Here is a 17186-nt window from a genome sequence, read left to right as displayed (position 1 = left end):
GTAAACCCGTATTCAAACAACGCATATAAATAAAGCAGCACCTCCGGTACTATAAAGGTATTAATTTAAGGAGGTGCTTACTTATGCCAACAAACAAATTAACGATTGTTCCCGTCAAACTAGATCCAATCATTGAAGAAAATACTCCTGTTGAATCTCCGATATATCCTGTAAGTCCAGACTGTGTGATCAAAACAACTATGGCTGAAATCTCCTTCTTTAATGGCGTAGATGAGCGCATCATTCAAACCGTTATGAAGGAGTTGAATAAACATGAAGCATGATTTTACGAGCGTGCAAAACATCTATATTATTTGCGGCAAAACTGATATGCGTAAAGGTATTGATGGTTTGGCTACGCTCATTCAAGATTCTTTTGAATTGGATCCATATAGTGATTCTATCTTTTTATTTTCTGGTTGGAGTAAAGATCGCTACAAATGTTTATACTTTGACGGTGATGGCTTCGCCATGCTTTATAAACGCTTAGATAATGGAAAACTGCAATGGCCTAAAAATGAAAAAGAAGTACGTAATCTATCACAACAGGAACTTCGCTGGTTATTAGAAGGATTATCCATTCAACAGCCAAAGGCCATTGCGAAATCTGTAAAAAGTATCTTTTAAATTCATTTATCAAGATGGTATAATCATTCATAACTTATATTGAACGAAAAGTGGTGAATGATTTGGAAAACACTTCGAATGAAAAAATAATTCTATTACTTCAAGAACAACTAACCTATACGAAAGAACAAAACAAAAGTTTGACCAAACAAATTGAGGTGTTAACCGAACAAGTTCGCCAATTAACAAAGGCTTTATACGGCTCAAAATCGGAAAAAACAAAGTATCAAGCGCCAGATGGCCAATGTTCTTTATTTGAAGATGATCCGTCTTTTAACGATTCTGAGCACACAGAAGAACAAAGCACGGCAACGATTACTTATACAGTTGTCCGTAAACTAAATAAGAAAAAACGGAATGATTCTTTACGTGAGGGGATTGAAATTGAAGAAATTCACCATCATCCCGAAAACACGCAATGCGACTGTTGTCAAGCACAAATGGAGGAAATCGGAAGTACCGTTGCGCGTGAAGAAGCGAAATTCATTCCGGCAAAAATGATGTGCATCCAACATATTGAGCATGCTTATGAGTGTAAACACTGTAAAAAGGACGCTAAGCAAAAGGCACAAATCAAACGTGGAAAAGCACCACAAGCTGCCATTCAACGAAGTATTGCTGGACCAACTGTTCTCGCAAAACTTATCTACGATAAGTTTATTCAGTACTTACCTCTTTACCGTCAGGTGAAAGAGTGGGAACGATATGGTCTTCTAACAAATGATAAGAACTTATCGAACTGGGTTATTCGTGCAGCTAAAGATTGGCTCTTCCCTGTTTATGAACAGATGAAAAAAGCTTTAATGGCCAAATCAGTTCTGCATGTGGATGAAACCTATGCGCAAATTATTAATCGATCAGACGGAAAATCTGGGCAATCGAATGCCTACAATTGGGTGTTCCGTAGTGTATCTAGTCAAGGACCCATCATTGTCCTTTTCCAAAGTGCTCTATCAAGAGGTCGTTCTGTATTAGAGGACTTTACAAATGGCTTTAAAGGAACCATTATTTGTGATGGCTATTCTGCATATGGGAATCTACCTGACGTCACATTCGCTAACTGTTGGGCACATGTGCGACGTTATTGGATGAAAGCCGATAGTAAAAATGGCCAAGTGGGTGTTGATTATTGCGATCAGTTGTATCGTTTAGAACGCCAGTTCAAGCATCTTTCACCCGGAAAGCGTCGAAAAGCACGTCAAAAACAGTCGAAGCCGATTGTGGAGAAATTTTTGAAATGGGTAGATGAATCACCTTTCTTCGGGAAAAATGCGCTCGCAAAGGCAGCCGAATATACATTGAATCGTGTCCATGGTTTGAAGGCATTTCTATTGGACGGACGGATTGAAATCGATAATAATCCAGCGGAAAACGCCATTCGTCCAAATGTGATAGGTCGAAAAAACTGGCTTTTCTCTGTAAGTGAAGCTGGCGCCAAAGCAAATGCCATCTGTTTGAGTTTAGCGGAAACAGCCAAAATAAACGGTATTGATTTCTATCAGTACCTCGTGAAGCTGTTAAGCGAGCTACCCAATTTACCAATCTATCAGCAGCCAGAACTTTTAAATGATTATATGCCTTGGTCAAAAAACATCCAAGCGACATGTGCAAAATAGCCAACTATCCGAAAAAAATTTCAGATAGTTGGCTATTCGTCGTGCGTACCGAAAAGGTGCGCTTATTTTTTATATTTCGGGCTTACTATTCAACGACAAATTAGTTAGAGAATGATGGATTAAATCTAAAAAAAACCGATTTCCTAATGGAAATCGGTTTTTGATATGTTGCGGCTTAGTATGCTAAACCGTATAATGCTTTGATGTGTGATAAGTAACGGATGTTACTTGCTTCTTTCATCAATGATGCTGGTAAACCTTTAAGTTCAGTGTTATTTGCACCTACTGTTGCAACACCGTCTTTACGTCCTAGTGAAGCTAGAGTACCAGAGTTTACTGCACTAAATACTTTCATAGGTTGGCCTTTAAGTTGAGCGAATAGGTTATAACCTGCAGTTTCACCCATTTGCCATGCAACTTGAGCTGTTGGTGCATATAATGGACGAGCACCTTCTTCAGGAATTAATACTGAAGAATCCCCAACTACAAATACGTCAGCGTGAGATGTGGATTGTAAGTATTCGTTGATCGTAGCTTTACCACGGTTTACTTCTAAACCAGATTCAGCAACTACAGGAAGTGCAGCGACGCCACCAGTCCAAACAAATGTATTTGCTTCGATTACTTGGCCGTCTTTAAGAGAGATTTTGTTACCATCTACAGCTGTTACAGGTAGACCTGTTAAGAATTCTACACCACGTTTTGAAAGTGATTCAGTTGCACGTTCGATAAGTGTATCTGGTAGAACTGGTAGAATTTTTGGACCAGCTTCTACTAATTTAACGTTAAATTCGTTGAAATCTACACCGTATTTTGCTGCAACTTTTGGCATGTTGTCGATGATTTCACCAACAAGTTCAATACCTGTTAAACCGCCACCGCCGATTACAATTGTACCGTCTACAGGGTCTTTTGTTTCAGCATATGCTTTAATTTTTGACTCAATATGTGCATTGATATGATTAGCATCGTTAACAGATTTAAGTACCATACTGTTTTCTTCTAGTCCTGGGATACCAAAGTATCCAGTTTGGCTTCCTAGAGCTACTACAAGGACATCATAAGATAGAGATGATCCATCATCTAATTTAACAAATTTGTTATCTGGTGAGATTTCTGTAACTTTTGCAATTTTAAGATCAATTTCTTTCCCTTTGAAGATTTTTTCTAGAGGGAATGCTACAGCTTGTTCTTTAATAGTTCCACCAGCTAAACGGTGTAACTCAGTAATAATTTGGTGAGTTGGGAATTGGTTGACAACAGTAACTTCTGCATCTTCTTTTGTTGCATACTTGCGGAAAGTTAAAGCAGTTAATACACCACCGTAACCAGCGCCTAAAATGATGATTTTTTTTGACATAGTTAAGCCTCCATAATCAGTAATGATGTAATGACTATTTTAAATTTTTATGTTCTTCGTTCACTTGAAGAAAAGCATTCGCAAAACGGAATAATTGTTGTACTTGTGGTTCTTTTAGTAATCGAAGCATACCAAACAGACCAATTGTTTCAGTACTTTCTTCAGCGCGATCTTTTGCTTCAATTGCAGTAGCAGCTAAGTTTTTAGCTGAATTTACAACTGGAGTTGCAATTTCTCCTACAGCACCGACGATATCATTTTTTAACACTTCATCAGTTGATAATGATTGTGCTAAATCATAAATTTTAGTTAAAGTTGTCATCATTTCAGTTAACTTAGGTAGTTCGTTAACTAGAGCTGTAATAGATTCTTGTACCTCAGGTTTTAATAATTGATCCAATACATCAAGTTTTTCTTGGCTTACAGCTGGTTTTTCAGCTTGTAATTGATTAGTCACTTCTGACATATCCAATTCTCCTTTGCAATAACTTTTTACTTACTTCTTTTCAAATACACATAATCACAAGAAGCGATCTTTAACCGTCATCAGAAATACAATAGTTTGAAATTTTAATCTTGTTAGACTAAATTTATTCGATATTGCACTTTTTTATAGTGTTTTTCGACAAAACTATTGCCCCTTCGACGATAAAACTTTTACTTCTATCCTATAATCAGTGGGTTAAAAACACTTTTATAGTCTACAAATGAATAATACACCTTTCTTTTGAGAGAATCCATTGTTTCTTGTGAAAAAATACACAAACATCTGAATAGATTAGTTTTCAAACATAGTCATTCGAATATTTGTTCGATTCCGTCAGTGATCACATTAAAATAAACTATAAATTTTCAATAAATATCATATCAAAAAAATAAATTATTTAATAGTATTTATGTGGAAAATGATTTACTAGACTTAAAGATTCTGAAGTAATTCTTCAATCACCGAAAGCCTGTAAATACTAGTTTCACCGATTCACTGAGCATATCATTTGCACACCTAATATTTCTGATTCTCTATTGTTATAATTCATTTAAAGGATGCAAATCGAATTATTTTAGCATAATTATCACTAGAATATCTAACAAATATAGTGTTGTCTTTTTCACGATTCTCTATTCTTTAAAATGGATTATTCGAAATATTTTATCCACCAATGTATAAAACGCATTGAGAAATAACAGTATAAAAGGCTGGATTTTGGATTCTCGCTTCTTCACTAATTTTAAGTTCCATTTGAAAAACGTCATCTACTAAAGATGCTTTCCATTTTGCAATCACTCTGTCATCTTCTTCAAAAGTGGACCAATCTTCCATTTCTTTATGTATTTTCATCACAAAGTCATTGTTAGTAATCACTAAATCAGGTATTAAACGTTGCCACCCATCATATCCAATTGTATATTTTTCTTTCGTTTTTTCATCTATAGCTTCGAAGTGGATCTTGCCCTTCCTAGAAATCTTTTTACATGTAAAAAGAGGCTGTTGATCCTTGTCGTATGCTTTATAAGTCAAGAAGTATTTATTTTCTAAAAGACGATCTAATGCTTGTTTCACACGATTACCATAATCTCTTTGACAAGTAAAAAGTGCTTGTTCTTGCTCATTACGAACTGTGAATGCTTGCGTATCGTTGATCGTATTTGGATGTGTATATAAATAGCGTTTCATAAGGAACTCCTATCACTGAAATCTTTTCTATTAAAAACTATATACATTATAGAAGGACAAGTCCATTTTTTTAACAACAAAAGAATATAGAACAAAAAATTTTAGATAATAAAAAATCCGAATCAAAATGTGAAATTCTATTTACAGTTTCACATTTGTTCGGATTTTCTTTTTAAGGGGTTTAACTTTTAATTAATATACCGTTGTAATATTTAGTTTTGTGTTCCGTTCCGGACGGCGCTTTCCGCGGGCTTGGCTTCAATCTCCTCGTCAAAAACCGTGTGCTCCTGCATCGCTTCGCTAGCTTCGTCGCAGGACATTGAATTGGCTTCCTCGAAATTACACCGCACGAAGAAAATGTGAAAACATTTTCGAGGATCGCCATCCTCCACTTCACACATACTATTCTATATGATAATCGTCAATGCAAAATCTTATTCTTTCAAAGAGAGACTCTAAATAAAATCAATTTTATTAAATACAATTGTTCTTATCTAGTAAGGTCTAAATTATTTTGTCCTATCCTCTTATATAATCTCGCTTAAGCGTGAACTAGTTGAATTTTGTTGGCAACACGATTTGTAAGAATGCTTGTTGCTTTTGGAAGAACGGCAGAAAAAATAGGATTTAGAACTGGGCCAGCAAGTCCTCCTGCTTTCACTTCTAAATGACCTGTCATTTCCGTTTTATTTTCATCGATTGCTTTATCTTCAAAATAGCCATTTCCTGAAAATTTGTCAGTTAGACCTGTTAAATTAAAGCTGATTTTGTTTGGTTCTTCCCAGCCTGTAATATCAATTTGTACTTTAACTTCTTTTTTAAGTACACCAACATTTCCTGAAAATGTCCATGTAGATTGTTGATCATTGATAATTTGATGTTCGCGATAACCAGGTACTAAAGTCGCCCATTTTTCCATGTTACTTACGAAATCCCATACTTCTTTTTGTGGTACTTTCACTTCTACCGAATGTGATGCAGTTGCCATTATTATTCACTACTTTCTCTTTAGATTGATGTTCTATCCATTATACTATCATACTATTTTTAAATAGTATTAATAAACAGACTAAATACTTAAATTAATTGCGAATTTGCCCATTACCTGAGATAAAATACTTACTAGAAGTTAGTGCTGGCAATCCCATTGGGCCTCTAGCATGGAGCTTTTGAGTACTAATACCTATTTCAGCCCCATAACCAAATTCAAAACCATCTGTAAAACGAGTGGATGCATTATGATAGACAGCTGCTGCATCTACTGCCGTTTGGAACTTACCAGCATTGTCGTTATTCTCCGTAATGATGGCTTCTGAATGTTTCGTTCCGTATTTATTGATATGATTAATAGCTTCGTCAACATTCTGTACTATTTTCGCACTAAGTGCTAATGCTAGATATTCTGTTCCCCAATCACTTTCTGTTGCTTGTTTAATAGAACGATTTACTTGTTGAATGGTTTCATCACCGTAAATGGTAATTTCGGCATTTAGTAAAGTATCTATTAGCTCTTCTCCATTTTGGGCAAACCAGTTTTTATGGATTAATAGGCTTTCAGCTGCGTTACAAACGGAAGGTCTTTGTGTTTTTGCATTGATGACAATGTCTTTAACCATTTGAAGGTCTGCTGTTTCATCGATAAAGATGTGACAGTTCCCTGCTCCTGTTTCAAGGACAGGTACGGTAGCTCTTGAAACTACTAGATCGATTAAATTCTTTCCTCCTCGAGGGATTAGTACATCGATATATTGTTTTAAACGGAAAAGTTCCTCTGCCGCTTCATGACTCGTATTTTCGATTAATTGAACTGCATTGATCGGTAAATTAGATTTACTTAACGCTTTATGGATAGAGGCTATCAATGCACGATTAGAATGAATGGCAGATGAGCTTCCGCGTAAAATCACCGCATTTCCTGTTTTTAATGCTAAAGTTGCTGCATCAATAGTTACGTTAGGTCGAGCTTCATAAATCATGCCGATGACACCAAGGGGAACGCGTCTTTTTTCGATATGTAAACCATTTTCTTTTTCGATTTCTTCCAACACTTCACCAACAGGATCAGCTAATCCAACGACTAATTGGATACCGTCAATCATTCCTTTGATACGATCTTCTGTCAATAAAATACGATCTAAAACAGAATTTGAAAGACCTTTTCCCCTTCCGAATACTATGTCTTTCTCGTTCTCTTTTATGATAAATTGTTGATCTTTTTGTAGTTGTTTTGCGATTACCTGTAGTGCTTGGTTTTTTTCTTCTGTTGACTTTTGGTTCATTTCAAAACTTGCTTGTTTTGCTAACTGACCTTTTTCAAAGACTTCTGACATGTAGATTCCTCCTTAACTTCGTACCCATCGATCTCGATGTATGACTTCGATTGATGGTCCATCTATTTCACTAGTCTTTTTCCCCATCGAATGTTCTAGTTGTTCTGAGGAATATAGGACTTCGCCTCTTCCGAGTAACCCACTGATTCCATAGACTTCAACAACATCCCCTGTAGAAAATTCGCCATCCATATCAATAACACCTGCTGGTAACAGACTTTTTCCATGTTGTAATAATGCTATTTCAGCGCCTTGATCAATCGTAATTCTTCCAGCAACTGCAGAAAATTTAGAAATCCATTGTTTTTGACTATTGAGAATAGGCAATTCTTCTTTTTCTATATATGTGCCATCTCCATCGCCATTTAAAATGGCCAATAGTTTATCTTCCCCTGTACCTTTACCTATAAAAACTTTAACGCCTAAATCATATGCTGTTTTGGCCGCTAATATTTTCGATTGCATGCCACCTGTACCAACTTTTGAACCCTCAGCAGTCGCAAAACCTAACTGTTCATCTGTAATTTCGGTTAATCGATTAATACGAATTGCATCTGGATTTTTTTTAGGGTTGGCATTATAAAGTCCGTTAATATCCGTTAAGATGATTAATTGATCTGCATGTACTAACCCACTTACTAAAGCTGATAACATGTCATTGTCACCAAATGTTAATTCTTTAATAGAGACTGTGTCATTTTCGTTGATAATCGGTAATACAGAACGTTCAAGCAATTCTGAAAGTGTTGCATATGCGTTTTTGTAACGATCTTTTTTCGAAAAGTCTGTTCTTGTCAATAAAATTTGAGCAGTGACAATGTTATAATCACTCAATTGTTCAGTATAAGATTGGACAAGCAGACTTTGTCCAACAGCTGCTGCAGCTTGCTTACCTTTAAGTGTAACGGGTCTTGAAGAATAACCTAGTTTTCGAAATCCGCAAGCAACTGCCCCTGAAGAAACAAGGATGACTTCGTGTCCTGCTTTTTTCAATTTTGCAATGGCTTTTATATGATCATGAAATTTTACTTGATCAATCTCTCCTTTTGCATTTGTCAGAGAGCTACTTCCTATTTTTACGACGATTCGTTTCTTTTCCATCGTATAATCCTCCTAATAAAAAAACCCTTTCCATCCTTAAAATAAGGACGAAAAGGGAACTCTTCGTGGTACCACCTTAGTTGAATATCTAAATCGATATTCCACTCATTCCTCATAACGCTTGAGACTGCGCCTAGTTTTGCTAGGAGCTATGAAGTAGGTTCTGTATGGTTTTGTTACAATGTCTTTCAGCCGGTGAACACTGCTCTCTATTACAAAAGTGACATACATACTAGTCTTCAATTCGCTTTATATTTACATATAAGGATGCATCAGATTATCTTGAAAGTCAATAAATTTAACTAATTTTCTTAAAGTGTTCGATATTTTTTCAATGACCAAATGTTTAACAGAATAAATATAAATGCAAAAGCTATTAACACAGACAAATCAATCCAAGTATCTTGTAGACCATATCCTTAATACATGACTCCAGTAATTGCATCCGAAGCATAATACAATGGCATGATTCGTCCAATATTGATCAACCAATCAGCCATTCCATCCATTGGAAATAATCCTGTAAAAAAGATTTGTGGCACAATTACTAATGGTATAAATTGGACCATTTGAAATTCAGAGGATGCAAAACTAGAAAGTAAAATCCCAAGTGACAGTGCTACTAAAGCTACACATAGGTTGATCAACAGTACATGCCAGATAGAACCTACTAAAGGCTTTTTCGAATAAAAAAAGGACAATCCACTAGAGGGATAGTCCTTTTTAATTCTTATGAATAAATACCCTTAAAGACTTAGTAGTTTTATTGATTGAGTTTTGACGGGTTTTCTTTATTAGTTGGCTTGCCTTTATTTTCGTTATCATTTTTTGCTTTAGCTTGATCATTCTGCCCAATTACATCTAAATCATCTGGACTCAGGTCGTAACCAGCACCATATTCTTCACGGTTTACTTTATTTTTCTTTTTGTTTTTCTTAGCCATAATGCTCACCTCCAAATATAGAATGCCTTCTATTTTCTTTTCTATACTTAGAGGAAATCATTAGAAAATTGGACAAGGGGTAAGTTCTATAAAGAACTTACCCCTTGGATTATTGTTAGCTAATTTATCAAATCTAATTTCAACCCGATCATCCGGGGAATATTACGAGAAAATTTCTTTCTTGCCGCGGTAAAATTCCACTGGAAAGCTTTCTAACTTAAGCAACGTAAACCCTACCTTCTTTTACGTCCTTGTGACCCCAAAGTCACGCCAGTGTGAATAAGTATGATTAAAAACAAATAGTAGAATGCCAATACCTTCTAAACTAGCTAATCAGCATATGTATTATTATCGCATATTCTAAGGGTTTTGTCTAGTAAGATGATTGAGTATACATAGTTTCCTTAGCTCATGCTTATTTTAGTTGAGTTGAAATTTTTTTCTGAGTGATGCGAATCTTGGCCTGAGTGATGTACATTCTGCTTGGAGATGCAAATCAATAAAGACCTGCTTCTCCATCAGATTGAAATCGGATAAAGTTCACCTTTCAATGCAAAAGAAACCTTACCAGTTTCTTCAGAAATAACGATGACCATTGCATCACTTTTTTCCGATAAACCAATAGCTGCACGATGTCGTGTTCCTAGTTTTTGATCACCTACAAATAGGTTTGTAAGTGGAAGTACATTTGCTGCTGATTTTATTATATTTTGTTTCACTAATACAGCACCATCATGTAAAGGGTTTCCTGGATAAAAGATTGATTCCAACAAGGAATGTGTTAGTTCCGCGTTTATTGAAATGCCCGGTTGTATAAGTGATGAGAGTGAGTCTTCCCGTTGGATAACGATTAATCCACCTTGTCTTTTTTTCGATAAATTTTGTGCACATATAGATATTTCAGTATATTTTTCTGTAAATGGTGCTAAATAGCAGTTTAAATAGAAGGTACCTGCTTTCACTTCAATCTCACTAAATTTATCTTTTACACTTTCAAAATTTCCGAGAAGACAAAATTCATCTCCATTGTCCATTTCTTTCAAACTATTCTGTAGTACCGCAATGACTTGTTGAATATCGTCTCTCAATAATTTCTCCATCGGCGTAAAATCGCAATTACAATTATTCATGAGCAAACATCTCCCTCAACTTTTTTCAACTGCTTTATTATCTACGTAGAATAGTACGGCAAAATAAAAGGAATAATAATTCTGATTCAATACACTACTTTCAGCAAATCGTCCATTACTAAAAGTTTGGCTTGAATAGAGATTATTATTCCTATAGCTTAGTTCCACATTTTCATGTCCTAATTAAAATCAAAAACCACTTTCCCCTGGTCTAATTTTAGTTTTGCGGAAAAGCTTGTGCCTTTTTTAGATTTAAATCCTTTCATCTCTTTTGTCACGCCATTTTGACAAAGATCTTTTACCTGATTTGGCGATAGTTTTTTACTTGCGATTGTTTTTGATACAGTAAATTTACAACCAGCTCGGTAATTTGAGCAACCGTAGAAGGATTTTCTTGCAACTATTTTGCCTTGGTGGCAAATCGGACATTCAACAATCGGTTCGTTAGATGGTGCAGATTCGATTGCAGCTTGAATGTTTGTTCCTGCAACTTTTTCTGGTGTAACTTGGATTAAATGATGTAGAAATTTCGAAACGCTGCCTAAAAATGCTTCTTGAGAGCCATTGCCATTGCCGATTTTACGTAAATATGTTTCCCATTTTGCTGTCATTGAAGGGCTTGATAGTAGTGAACCTTCAATCGTTTCACAGAGCACTCTTCCTTTATCAGTAATGTTGACGATATTTTTTACGACTTCGATATAGCCATGTCTTTTAATCGTTTCGATAATGCCAGATCGAGTTGCTTCTGTTCCAAGACCTTCTACTTCTTTTAAAATATCGCTTTCTCCCTCGTCCTCGATGAGTTTTCCGCATGTTTTCATCATTTGCACGAGTTGCCCTTCGGTATAAGGTTTCGGAGGTTGTGTAGTTCCTTCATGAATATGAATATGAGATTCGACAATATCTTGAATTTGAACTAGCGGTAACAAAGGTTCTTCTTTCTTTTTTGTAGCAACCGGCCAAAGACCTTGGAACCCTTTATCTAATTCCACTTTACCGGTCGTTTTAAACTCAATACTTTTAACATCTGTCAAAATCGTTGTTTCTTCATATAAATAATCTCGATGGAACATAGCCATTGTATTTCGGACAATCTCGATATAGATGTTCCGCTCCATTGGTGGTAATCCCGCTATTTTTTGCTCAGACGGAATCGTTTTTGTTGGGATGATAGCATAGTGCTCTTCTACTTTTGATGAATCTACATATCGTTTTTGTGGTCGAGCATTTGCTACCTCAAATGGTTGTCCAATTATTTTTTGATAGGCAGGAATTCGTTCGACTAAATAGCCAAATTCAGCATCGGTGATAAATTGACAATCAGAACGAGGATAAGATACTAATTTCTTTTCATACAATGATTGTACAATCTCTAATACCTTCGCTGGACTGTATTTCCAAATCTTATTAGCCTTTGCTTGTAACGTTGATAGCGAATGTAGTTTTGGTGGTTTAATAGCTTTGCGAGCTTTTTTTACATCTTTGATCGTTCCAGGTAGAGGCTCATCTTCTTCGATGCCAGCCTGCATTAGAATTGCTTCTGCTTCCTCTCTTTTATCTTTTTTCACAGAAGCTTTCCCTTTATAAGGTCCTTTTTCAGCTAAAAAATCGCCTGTTAACTCATAGAAATTCGTTGGCTTAAAGTTTTCAATTTCCATATGTCGTTTATAAATCATATATACTGTGGGAGATTGTACTCTTCCGATAGACATTGTTTCATTTAAACCTTTTGCTTTCAGTAACATGGTATAGAGACGACTTGCATTCATCCCTACCAACCAGTCACTGATTTGTCTTGTTTGCGCTTCTCGATATAGTAACAAGTCCTTCTGATTATCTCTTAAATTGGTAAAGCCTTTTCGAATTTCTTCTATTTCTAAAGAGTTAATCCATAATCGTTGGATTGGTTTATTACGTACACCTGTCTGACGTAAAATGGAATAAAAGATATTCGAACCTTCACGATCGACATCGCATGCGTTTATAAGTAAGTCGGCTTCTTTAAATAGTCTTTTCACTTCTTGAAATTGGTCCCATTTCCCTTTTGCTACACGAAATTCGTATTTTTCAGGAATCATCGGTAATTGGTTAAGTGACCATCTTTTCCATTCCGGTTTATAATCCGCAGGTTGTTTTAATTCAACTAAATGACCAATCCCCCAAGTAATCGTTGCACCTTGAGGAAATATAGCTGATGGTTGTAATTCTATGTAGTTTTTTGTTTTCTTCGCTACTTTAAATGCGTCCGCATATGCCTTTGCCTGAGATGGCTTTTCGGCAAGTATACATATCTTAGTCAAATTAGAGTCACTCCTTTGTTCCTTATATTAATGGATCGTATTCTTTTATGCTGTTAAAAAAGTCAATTCATATTATATTACTATTATAATTACTTTTAACGTTTAACATAAGGACAAATCTAAGAGCATGCTTTGAAAAAAATCAAAACATGCTCTTATTTATAATTTTTTGTTCTACTAGATTATTTCATTTTAACTAGGATGCTGTACCTTTTGCAAGGAATTATGAATTACTCGACTCTTGGGACCAATAAATAATAAAAACTCCACCTCCCTATATAAGGAGACGGAGCTTCTATAGTAAAAACATGATTGTTAAACTGTTACTTTATTTCGTATTAGTTGTTGTTCAATTCTTGTTTGAATATCTTCTTCAATTGTAAAGCCTTGCTTTGTTCGCTCGATTTGCTTATCTATAATAAAGACACCATGTGAAATACTTGTAGCGCCTAGTGCTGTTAATACTGGCTTCAATGCATAATCAATGGCTAATAAATGATGTGGTGTGCCGCCTACCGCGATGGGGATGATATGTTTATCTTCAAATCCTTTTTGCGGAATAAGGTCTAAATATGTTTTTATAATTCCTGAATAGGCTGCTTTATAGACGGGTGTTAATACGACAACTACATCTGCCTGGTCCACTTTGGCATTTGCTTCTCTAATTGCTTCGCTTGCAAAATTTGCAGAGATTAAATCTTCTGCTGGTAATGCAAACACCTCAATCGCTTCTACTTCTTCCAAACTATCTTGAATGTAATGTTGAATCGCATTTACACGTGATGTACGCGCATTCGCTCCATTAATAATAACCGTTTTTGTCATGATAAAATCCTCCTCTATGTTTCTGTTCTCCCGTAAATTGCTATACATTTCAAATCCAAAACTATACATTTCCACTATATACCACTTTCACATACAATTCCGCTAAAATAACTAGGGATTAAATTAAAATTATTGTGTGATTTTTTGTCGAGTATATGGATTTACTGGACGTTTCAAGCCAAGATTTTCACGTAATGTCGTGCCTTTATATTCGGTTTTAAATAATCCTCGACGTTGTAATTCCTAATCGAATATTTTTCTTGCCACACTTTTCACATCCTCTAACATAAAATAAAAGGCACCTTTATCAAAATTAGATAAAGGAGCCTCTAGTTGACTAGTGAGCTGTGAGCTTTAATATTCAATTATTGTTATTATAATAATTTAGGTTAATTATAATGTCAACCATTTTTATAAGGATTATTGGTTTTATTTTTAAAAATATTCTATAATTTCTGTAAATTAATCTTTAATGGATAAATTGTTTAGCATAAACTTCTTACGAATTAGAACAATGCGCTGAAATAATTAGAAGCCAACTCGAATATATTGTTAATACTGTTAAAAACAGTACGAAATATGGATTTTGAAGAAGAGAAAATTAGGGGGGATTTTAATGTCCGTTTCGAAAATAAGTAAGGTCGAACAGATTTTAAAAGCGTCACATTTAAAAATTACCGAACAACGGTTAGCTATATTAAATTTTCTTCAAGATAATACGAGTCATCCTACTGCGAATGATATTTTAATTGCTTTGCAGACTTACTTTCCGTCTTTAACATTGAAAGAAATTAATGAAAATCTGGAATTGTTTGTAGAAAAACAATTAATACGAAAAATATCCATCACCCCTAATCTCACAAGGTTTGATGGAAATTTACAATCGCATTATCATGTCATCTGTACACATTGTCATAAAGCTACAGATTTCAATTACCCAAGCTTTATCGATATCGAAAGTATTGCTAGTCAAATTACAAAGCATCAAGTATATACGCATGAACTAATGCTTTTTGGAATTTGTCAACAATGCAGCCATGCAGATTGCTTCTAATTATGCATGTGCTGCATGTCTATTTACAAGGGAAATTGTAATCCCACCAGCTGCAATGGTAAAAATCGAAAATAAAAAAGTACCTCCTGATATTAGTAATCCGCCTAATGAAATAACAAAAGAATCTATCAATAAAATAATCATCCCAACATTAATCCCAAATCGTTTACTTAAAAATAATGCTAATAGATCTGTCCCGCATGTACTAATATCAAATCGTAACATTAAGCCAGTACCTAAACCAACAAATATACCACCAATAATGGAGCTGTACAGTATGTCCAAATGTAATAGATATCTTAATGGCCTTAAATAATCGATGAAAAAGGATGAAATAAATAGCCCATGCAAGCTGTTGTAAAAATATTTTTTCTCTTTAAACCAGGCCACTATGAACATCGGTAAACTCAGAATAACAATCATTAAGCCTATTTTTAAGTTAAATAAATAGTTCAAGATTAAAGATAAACCGATAAATCCACCATCTAATATTCTATTTGGAGCCAAAAATAAATTTATACCTAGAGATAGGAATATACTCCCTATTATAACCATTAATCCTTTCTTAAATAAAAACATAGTAGCCTCCTCGAGAACTGAACATGTATCTATGCTATGAGTATTTCTGAACAAAAATGATATACCGAGATAAGCGAAGATAAAATAATTTAAAAAAACAATGCCATTCTGAAACTTTTCTATGGATTTTTCGTAAATTATGTATATTCATACGAAGGAGGAGTTAAAATATCCTTGGTACATAAAGCATTAGCTAGTTTAGGTATTGGTGCAGCAACAGTTGATACAAAGTTAGAGAAGGCCGACTATACAGGTGGAGAGGTTATTCATGGTGAGGTTCAAATTCGTGGAGGAAATGTAGACCAACAAATTGATGAGAGGGCATCATGCAAATTGATCGAAAAGTACGCGGGTTAGGTAGTTTACTATCCGAAGCACTTGAGATGGACGAATCATTTGTACGTTTTACCATTCGAAAATCAGATGTACCTACTCTTCGTGGTACTTTGCAAAAATTGATAACTAAATATGTTTGATTCCCCCTATTTAAAAAGAGTTGACCGAATTTAAAGGTCAACTCTTTTATGTTAAGACACTTCTTTCTTCAAACGTACTGAACGTACGACGAAGATAATAATTGTTCCAATAATCATTACACTAAAAATAAGTAAGTCCCAAGGCCCTACTATACTTCCTTTACCTTTTGCGACATAAATATCATTTATAGCAGAGAAAGAAAAATAGATTAACATTTCATTTTTGATGAAATTCATTAATAACATCGAATTTTTGAAAAGTACTTCCCTATTCTTTTCAGTTAGACCGGAGTAATTATGAAGATGCGGTCTCGTCTCAACTATTTGTAGACTAAACCATAAGAAAATCCCTATCATTAACGGAACAAATACGAACCATCTATCACTCCATTTATCAGGCTCCCCTGCAAGATTATAGTGACTCGGTACTTTGTCTGGTAACGTTGACCAATTGATCAAAATGAAGCTTAAAGCGATTATAAATGATAGAATAGCGACGATATTAAAATAGATTCCAATTTTTGGACTATTGATTTTCAACTTGTTCTTCTCCACTTTATCAGCCTCCAGCTTTTAGAACGTATTTTAATCACTATTACACATTTTTCCGCAAAATCCTTTTTTGTATAAAAATAGATTAAATCTAATTACTAACATTCTTGCCTAGCATCTTCAACAATCCGCACCCACATAATAGCCATCCAAACATGGAGATAATTACAACAGGTGAGATAATTTTGATAAAGGATAAAGAAATCATGATCCATCCTACTAATATATAGTGGTTTACTGCATGTAGATGATAGCTATCTTGTTCAACATGCCATGCACGGAAATAGCCTTGAAGAAAGCCTAATAAGACTTGTAAAATTAGTGCTATGTATGGTAAGAAATCCATTTCTATATTAAATTGGCCTACCACCAAATAAGCACATCCCATTCCAAGATATACGAATGAGATGCGTGATTTTTCTTTGTTCTTTTTGGTTTGAAATGTTCGATAGCCCCATGCAGCTGAAAAAGAATGCGTCGCAAATAGCCATGCAAATAGCGTAAATGTAAGAGATACTCCTTTGAGCCAAATCACATAGTATGGAAAAACGACTACTTGGCCAACTGTAATGATTAATGGGATTAACCGATTCCATTTTCTTTTCATACTTTACC

General features: G+C 34.9%; 18 protein-coding genes, 2 pseudogenes and 1 other annotated feature. Of the genes and pseudogenes, 6 read left to right on the top strand and 14 right to left on the bottom strand.

Annotation, left to right across the window (positions count from 1 at the left end):
• Nucleotides 1–83 precede the first annotated feature (83 nt).
• From CW357_RS11150 to CW357_RS11140, 3 genes are read left to right on the top strand one after another with little or no spacing between them, the layout of a single operon-like run.
• Nucleotides 84–284, top strand: a complete 201-nt coding sequence (locus CW357_RS11150; protein WP_124218078.1) for a hypothetical protein — start codon at nucleotides 84–86, stop codon at nucleotides 282–284.
• On the top strand, nucleotides 274–627 hold the full coding sequence (gene tnpB / locus CW357_RS11145; RefSeq protein ID WP_124218077.1) for an IS66 family insertion sequence element accessory protein TnpB: 354 nt from the start codon (nucleotides 274–276) through the stop codon (nucleotides 625–627). The genes CW357_RS11150 and tnpB overlap by 11 nt, the downstream gene beginning before the upstream one ends.
• Before the next feature lie 53 nt (nucleotides 628–680).
• Nucleotides 681–2243, top strand: coding sequence for an IS66 family transposase (locus CW357_RS11140; protein ID WP_241155078.1), 1563 nt, complete (start codon nucleotides 681–683; stop codon nucleotides 2241–2243).
• Nucleotides 2244–2418: 175 nt separating this feature from the next.
• On the opposite strand, the gene CW357_RS11135 is transcribed toward CW357_RS11140, so the two are convergent.
• The 11 genes and pseudogenes from CW357_RS11135 to ssuE form a co-directional block, all read right to left on the bottom strand.
• A complete protein-coding gene (locus CW357_RS11135; RefSeq protein WP_119414962.1) occupies nucleotides 2419–3603 on the bottom strand; it encodes an NAD(P)/FAD-dependent oxidoreductase in 1185 nt (394 codons plus the stop codon).
• Nucleotides 3604–3637: 34 nt separating this feature from the next.
• Nucleotides 3638–4069 carry a helical membrane plugin domain-containing protein gene (locus tag CW357_RS11130; protein ID WP_119414963.1) on the bottom strand — a complete coding sequence of 144 codons (432 nt, stop codon included), beginning with the start codon at nucleotides 4067–4069 and terminating at the stop codon, nucleotides 3638–3640.
• Between the two features lie 684 nt (nucleotides 4070–4753).
• The gene (locus CW357_RS11125; RefSeq protein ID WP_124218075.1) at nucleotides 4754–5278 is read right to left on the bottom strand and encodes a tubby C-terminal domain-like protein; all 525 of its coding nucleotides are present in this window, start codon (nucleotides 5276–5278) and stop codon (nucleotides 4754–4756) included.
• A gap of 541 nt (nucleotides 5279–5819) precedes the next feature.
• On the bottom strand, nucleotides 5820–6266 hold the full coding sequence (locus tag CW357_RS11120; protein ID WP_119414965.1) for a CoxG family protein: 447 nt from the start codon (nucleotides 6264–6266) through the stop codon (nucleotides 5820–5822).
• Between the two features lie 94 nt (nucleotides 6267–6360).
• Entirely contained in the window at nucleotides 6361–7608 is a 1248-nt protein-coding gene (locus CW357_RS11115; protein ID WP_124218074.1) for a glutamate-5-semialdehyde dehydrogenase, read from the bottom strand.
• Nucleotides 7609–7620: 12 nt separating this feature from the next.
• Nucleotides 7621–8709, bottom strand: coding sequence for a glutamate 5-kinase (gene proB / locus CW357_RS11110; protein WP_124218073.1), 1089 nt, complete (start codon nucleotides 8707–8709; stop codon nucleotides 7621–7623).
• Between the two features lie 40 nt (nucleotides 8710–8749).
• Nucleotides 8750–8963 (bottom strand) — a binding site (T-box leader).
• Between the two features lie 57 nt (nucleotides 8964–9020).
• Nucleotides 9021–9383 (bottom strand): annotated as a pseudogene (locus CW357_RS11105) (ABC transporter permease); the annotation flags it as partial.
• 89 nt (nucleotides 9384–9472) lie between these two features.
• Nucleotides 9473–9652 carry a hypothetical protein gene (locus tag CW357_RS11100; protein ID WP_119414969.1) on the bottom strand — a complete coding sequence of 60 codons (180 nt, stop codon included), beginning with the start codon at nucleotides 9650–9652 and terminating at the stop codon, nucleotides 9473–9475.
• 518 nt (nucleotides 9653–10170) lie between these two features.
• Entirely contained in the window at nucleotides 10171–10782 is a 612-nt protein-coding gene (gene cdaS, locus CW357_RS11095) for a sporulation-specific diadenylate cyclase CdaS (protein ID WP_124218072.1), read from the bottom strand.
• Nucleotides 10783–10961: 179 nt separating this feature from the next.
• Entirely contained in the window at nucleotides 10962–13085 is a 2124-nt protein-coding gene (gene topB / locus CW357_RS11090; RefSeq protein WP_124218071.1) for a type IA DNA topoisomerase, read from the bottom strand.
• Between the two features lie 315 nt (nucleotides 13086–13400).
• Entirely contained in the window at nucleotides 13401–13910 is a 510-nt protein-coding gene (gene ssuE / locus CW357_RS11085; RefSeq protein ID WP_124218070.1) for an NADPH-dependent FMN reductase, read from the bottom strand.
• A gap of 616 nt (nucleotides 13911–14526) precedes the next feature.
• Here ssuE and CW357_RS11080 point away from each other — a divergent pair.
• Nucleotides 14527–14964: a Fur family transcriptional regulator gene (locus CW357_RS11080; protein WP_124218069.1), complete on the top strand. Its 438-nt coding sequence runs from the start codon at nucleotides 14527–14529 to the stop codon at nucleotides 14962–14964.
• Here the strand turns inward: CW357_RS11080 and CW357_RS11075 are convergent, their stop codons facing one another.
• Nucleotides 14965–15543, bottom strand: a complete 579-nt coding sequence (locus CW357_RS11075; RefSeq protein ID WP_124218068.1) for a YitT family protein — start codon at nucleotides 15541–15543, stop codon at nucleotides 14965–14967. It abuts the gene before it with no gap.
• A gap of 168 nt (nucleotides 15544–15711) precedes the next feature.
• On the opposite strand from CW357_RS11075, the pseudogene CW357_RS11070 reads away from it, so the two are divergent.
• A pseudogene (locus CW357_RS11070) lies at nucleotides 15712–15861 on the top strand (sporulation protein); the annotation flags it as partial.
• An 8-nt stretch (nucleotides 15862–15869) separates the two neighbouring features.
• The gene (locus CW357_RS18275) at nucleotides 15870–16019 is read left to right on the top strand and encodes a hypothetical protein (protein ID WP_164489589.1); all 150 of its coding nucleotides are present in this window, start codon (nucleotides 15870–15872) and stop codon (nucleotides 16017–16019) included.
• 51 nt (nucleotides 16020–16070) lie between these two features.
• Here the strand turns inward: CW357_RS18275 and CW357_RS11065 are convergent, their stop codons facing one another.
• Both CW357_RS11065 and CW357_RS11060 read right to left on the bottom strand, forming a co-directional pair.
• Complete coding sequence (locus tag CW357_RS11065; RefSeq protein WP_164489588.1) at nucleotides 16071–16574, bottom strand: DUF1648 domain-containing protein; 504 nt, start codon at nucleotides 16572–16574, stop codon at nucleotides 16071–16073.
• 88 nt (nucleotides 16575–16662) lie between these two features.
• Nucleotides 16663–17178, bottom strand: coding sequence for a hypothetical protein (locus tag CW357_RS11060; RefSeq protein WP_124218065.1), 516 nt, complete (start codon nucleotides 17176–17178; stop codon nucleotides 16663–16665).
• Nucleotides 17179–17186: the final 8 nt, after the last annotated feature.

Origin of the sequence: Rummeliibacillus sp. TYF005 (assembly GCF_003844195.1) — a bacterium.
Classification (GTDB): domain Bacteria; phylum Bacillota; class Bacilli; order Bacillales_A; family Planococcaceae; genus Rummeliibacillus.
This window is presented reverse-complemented; position numbering and strand designations above follow the sequence as displayed.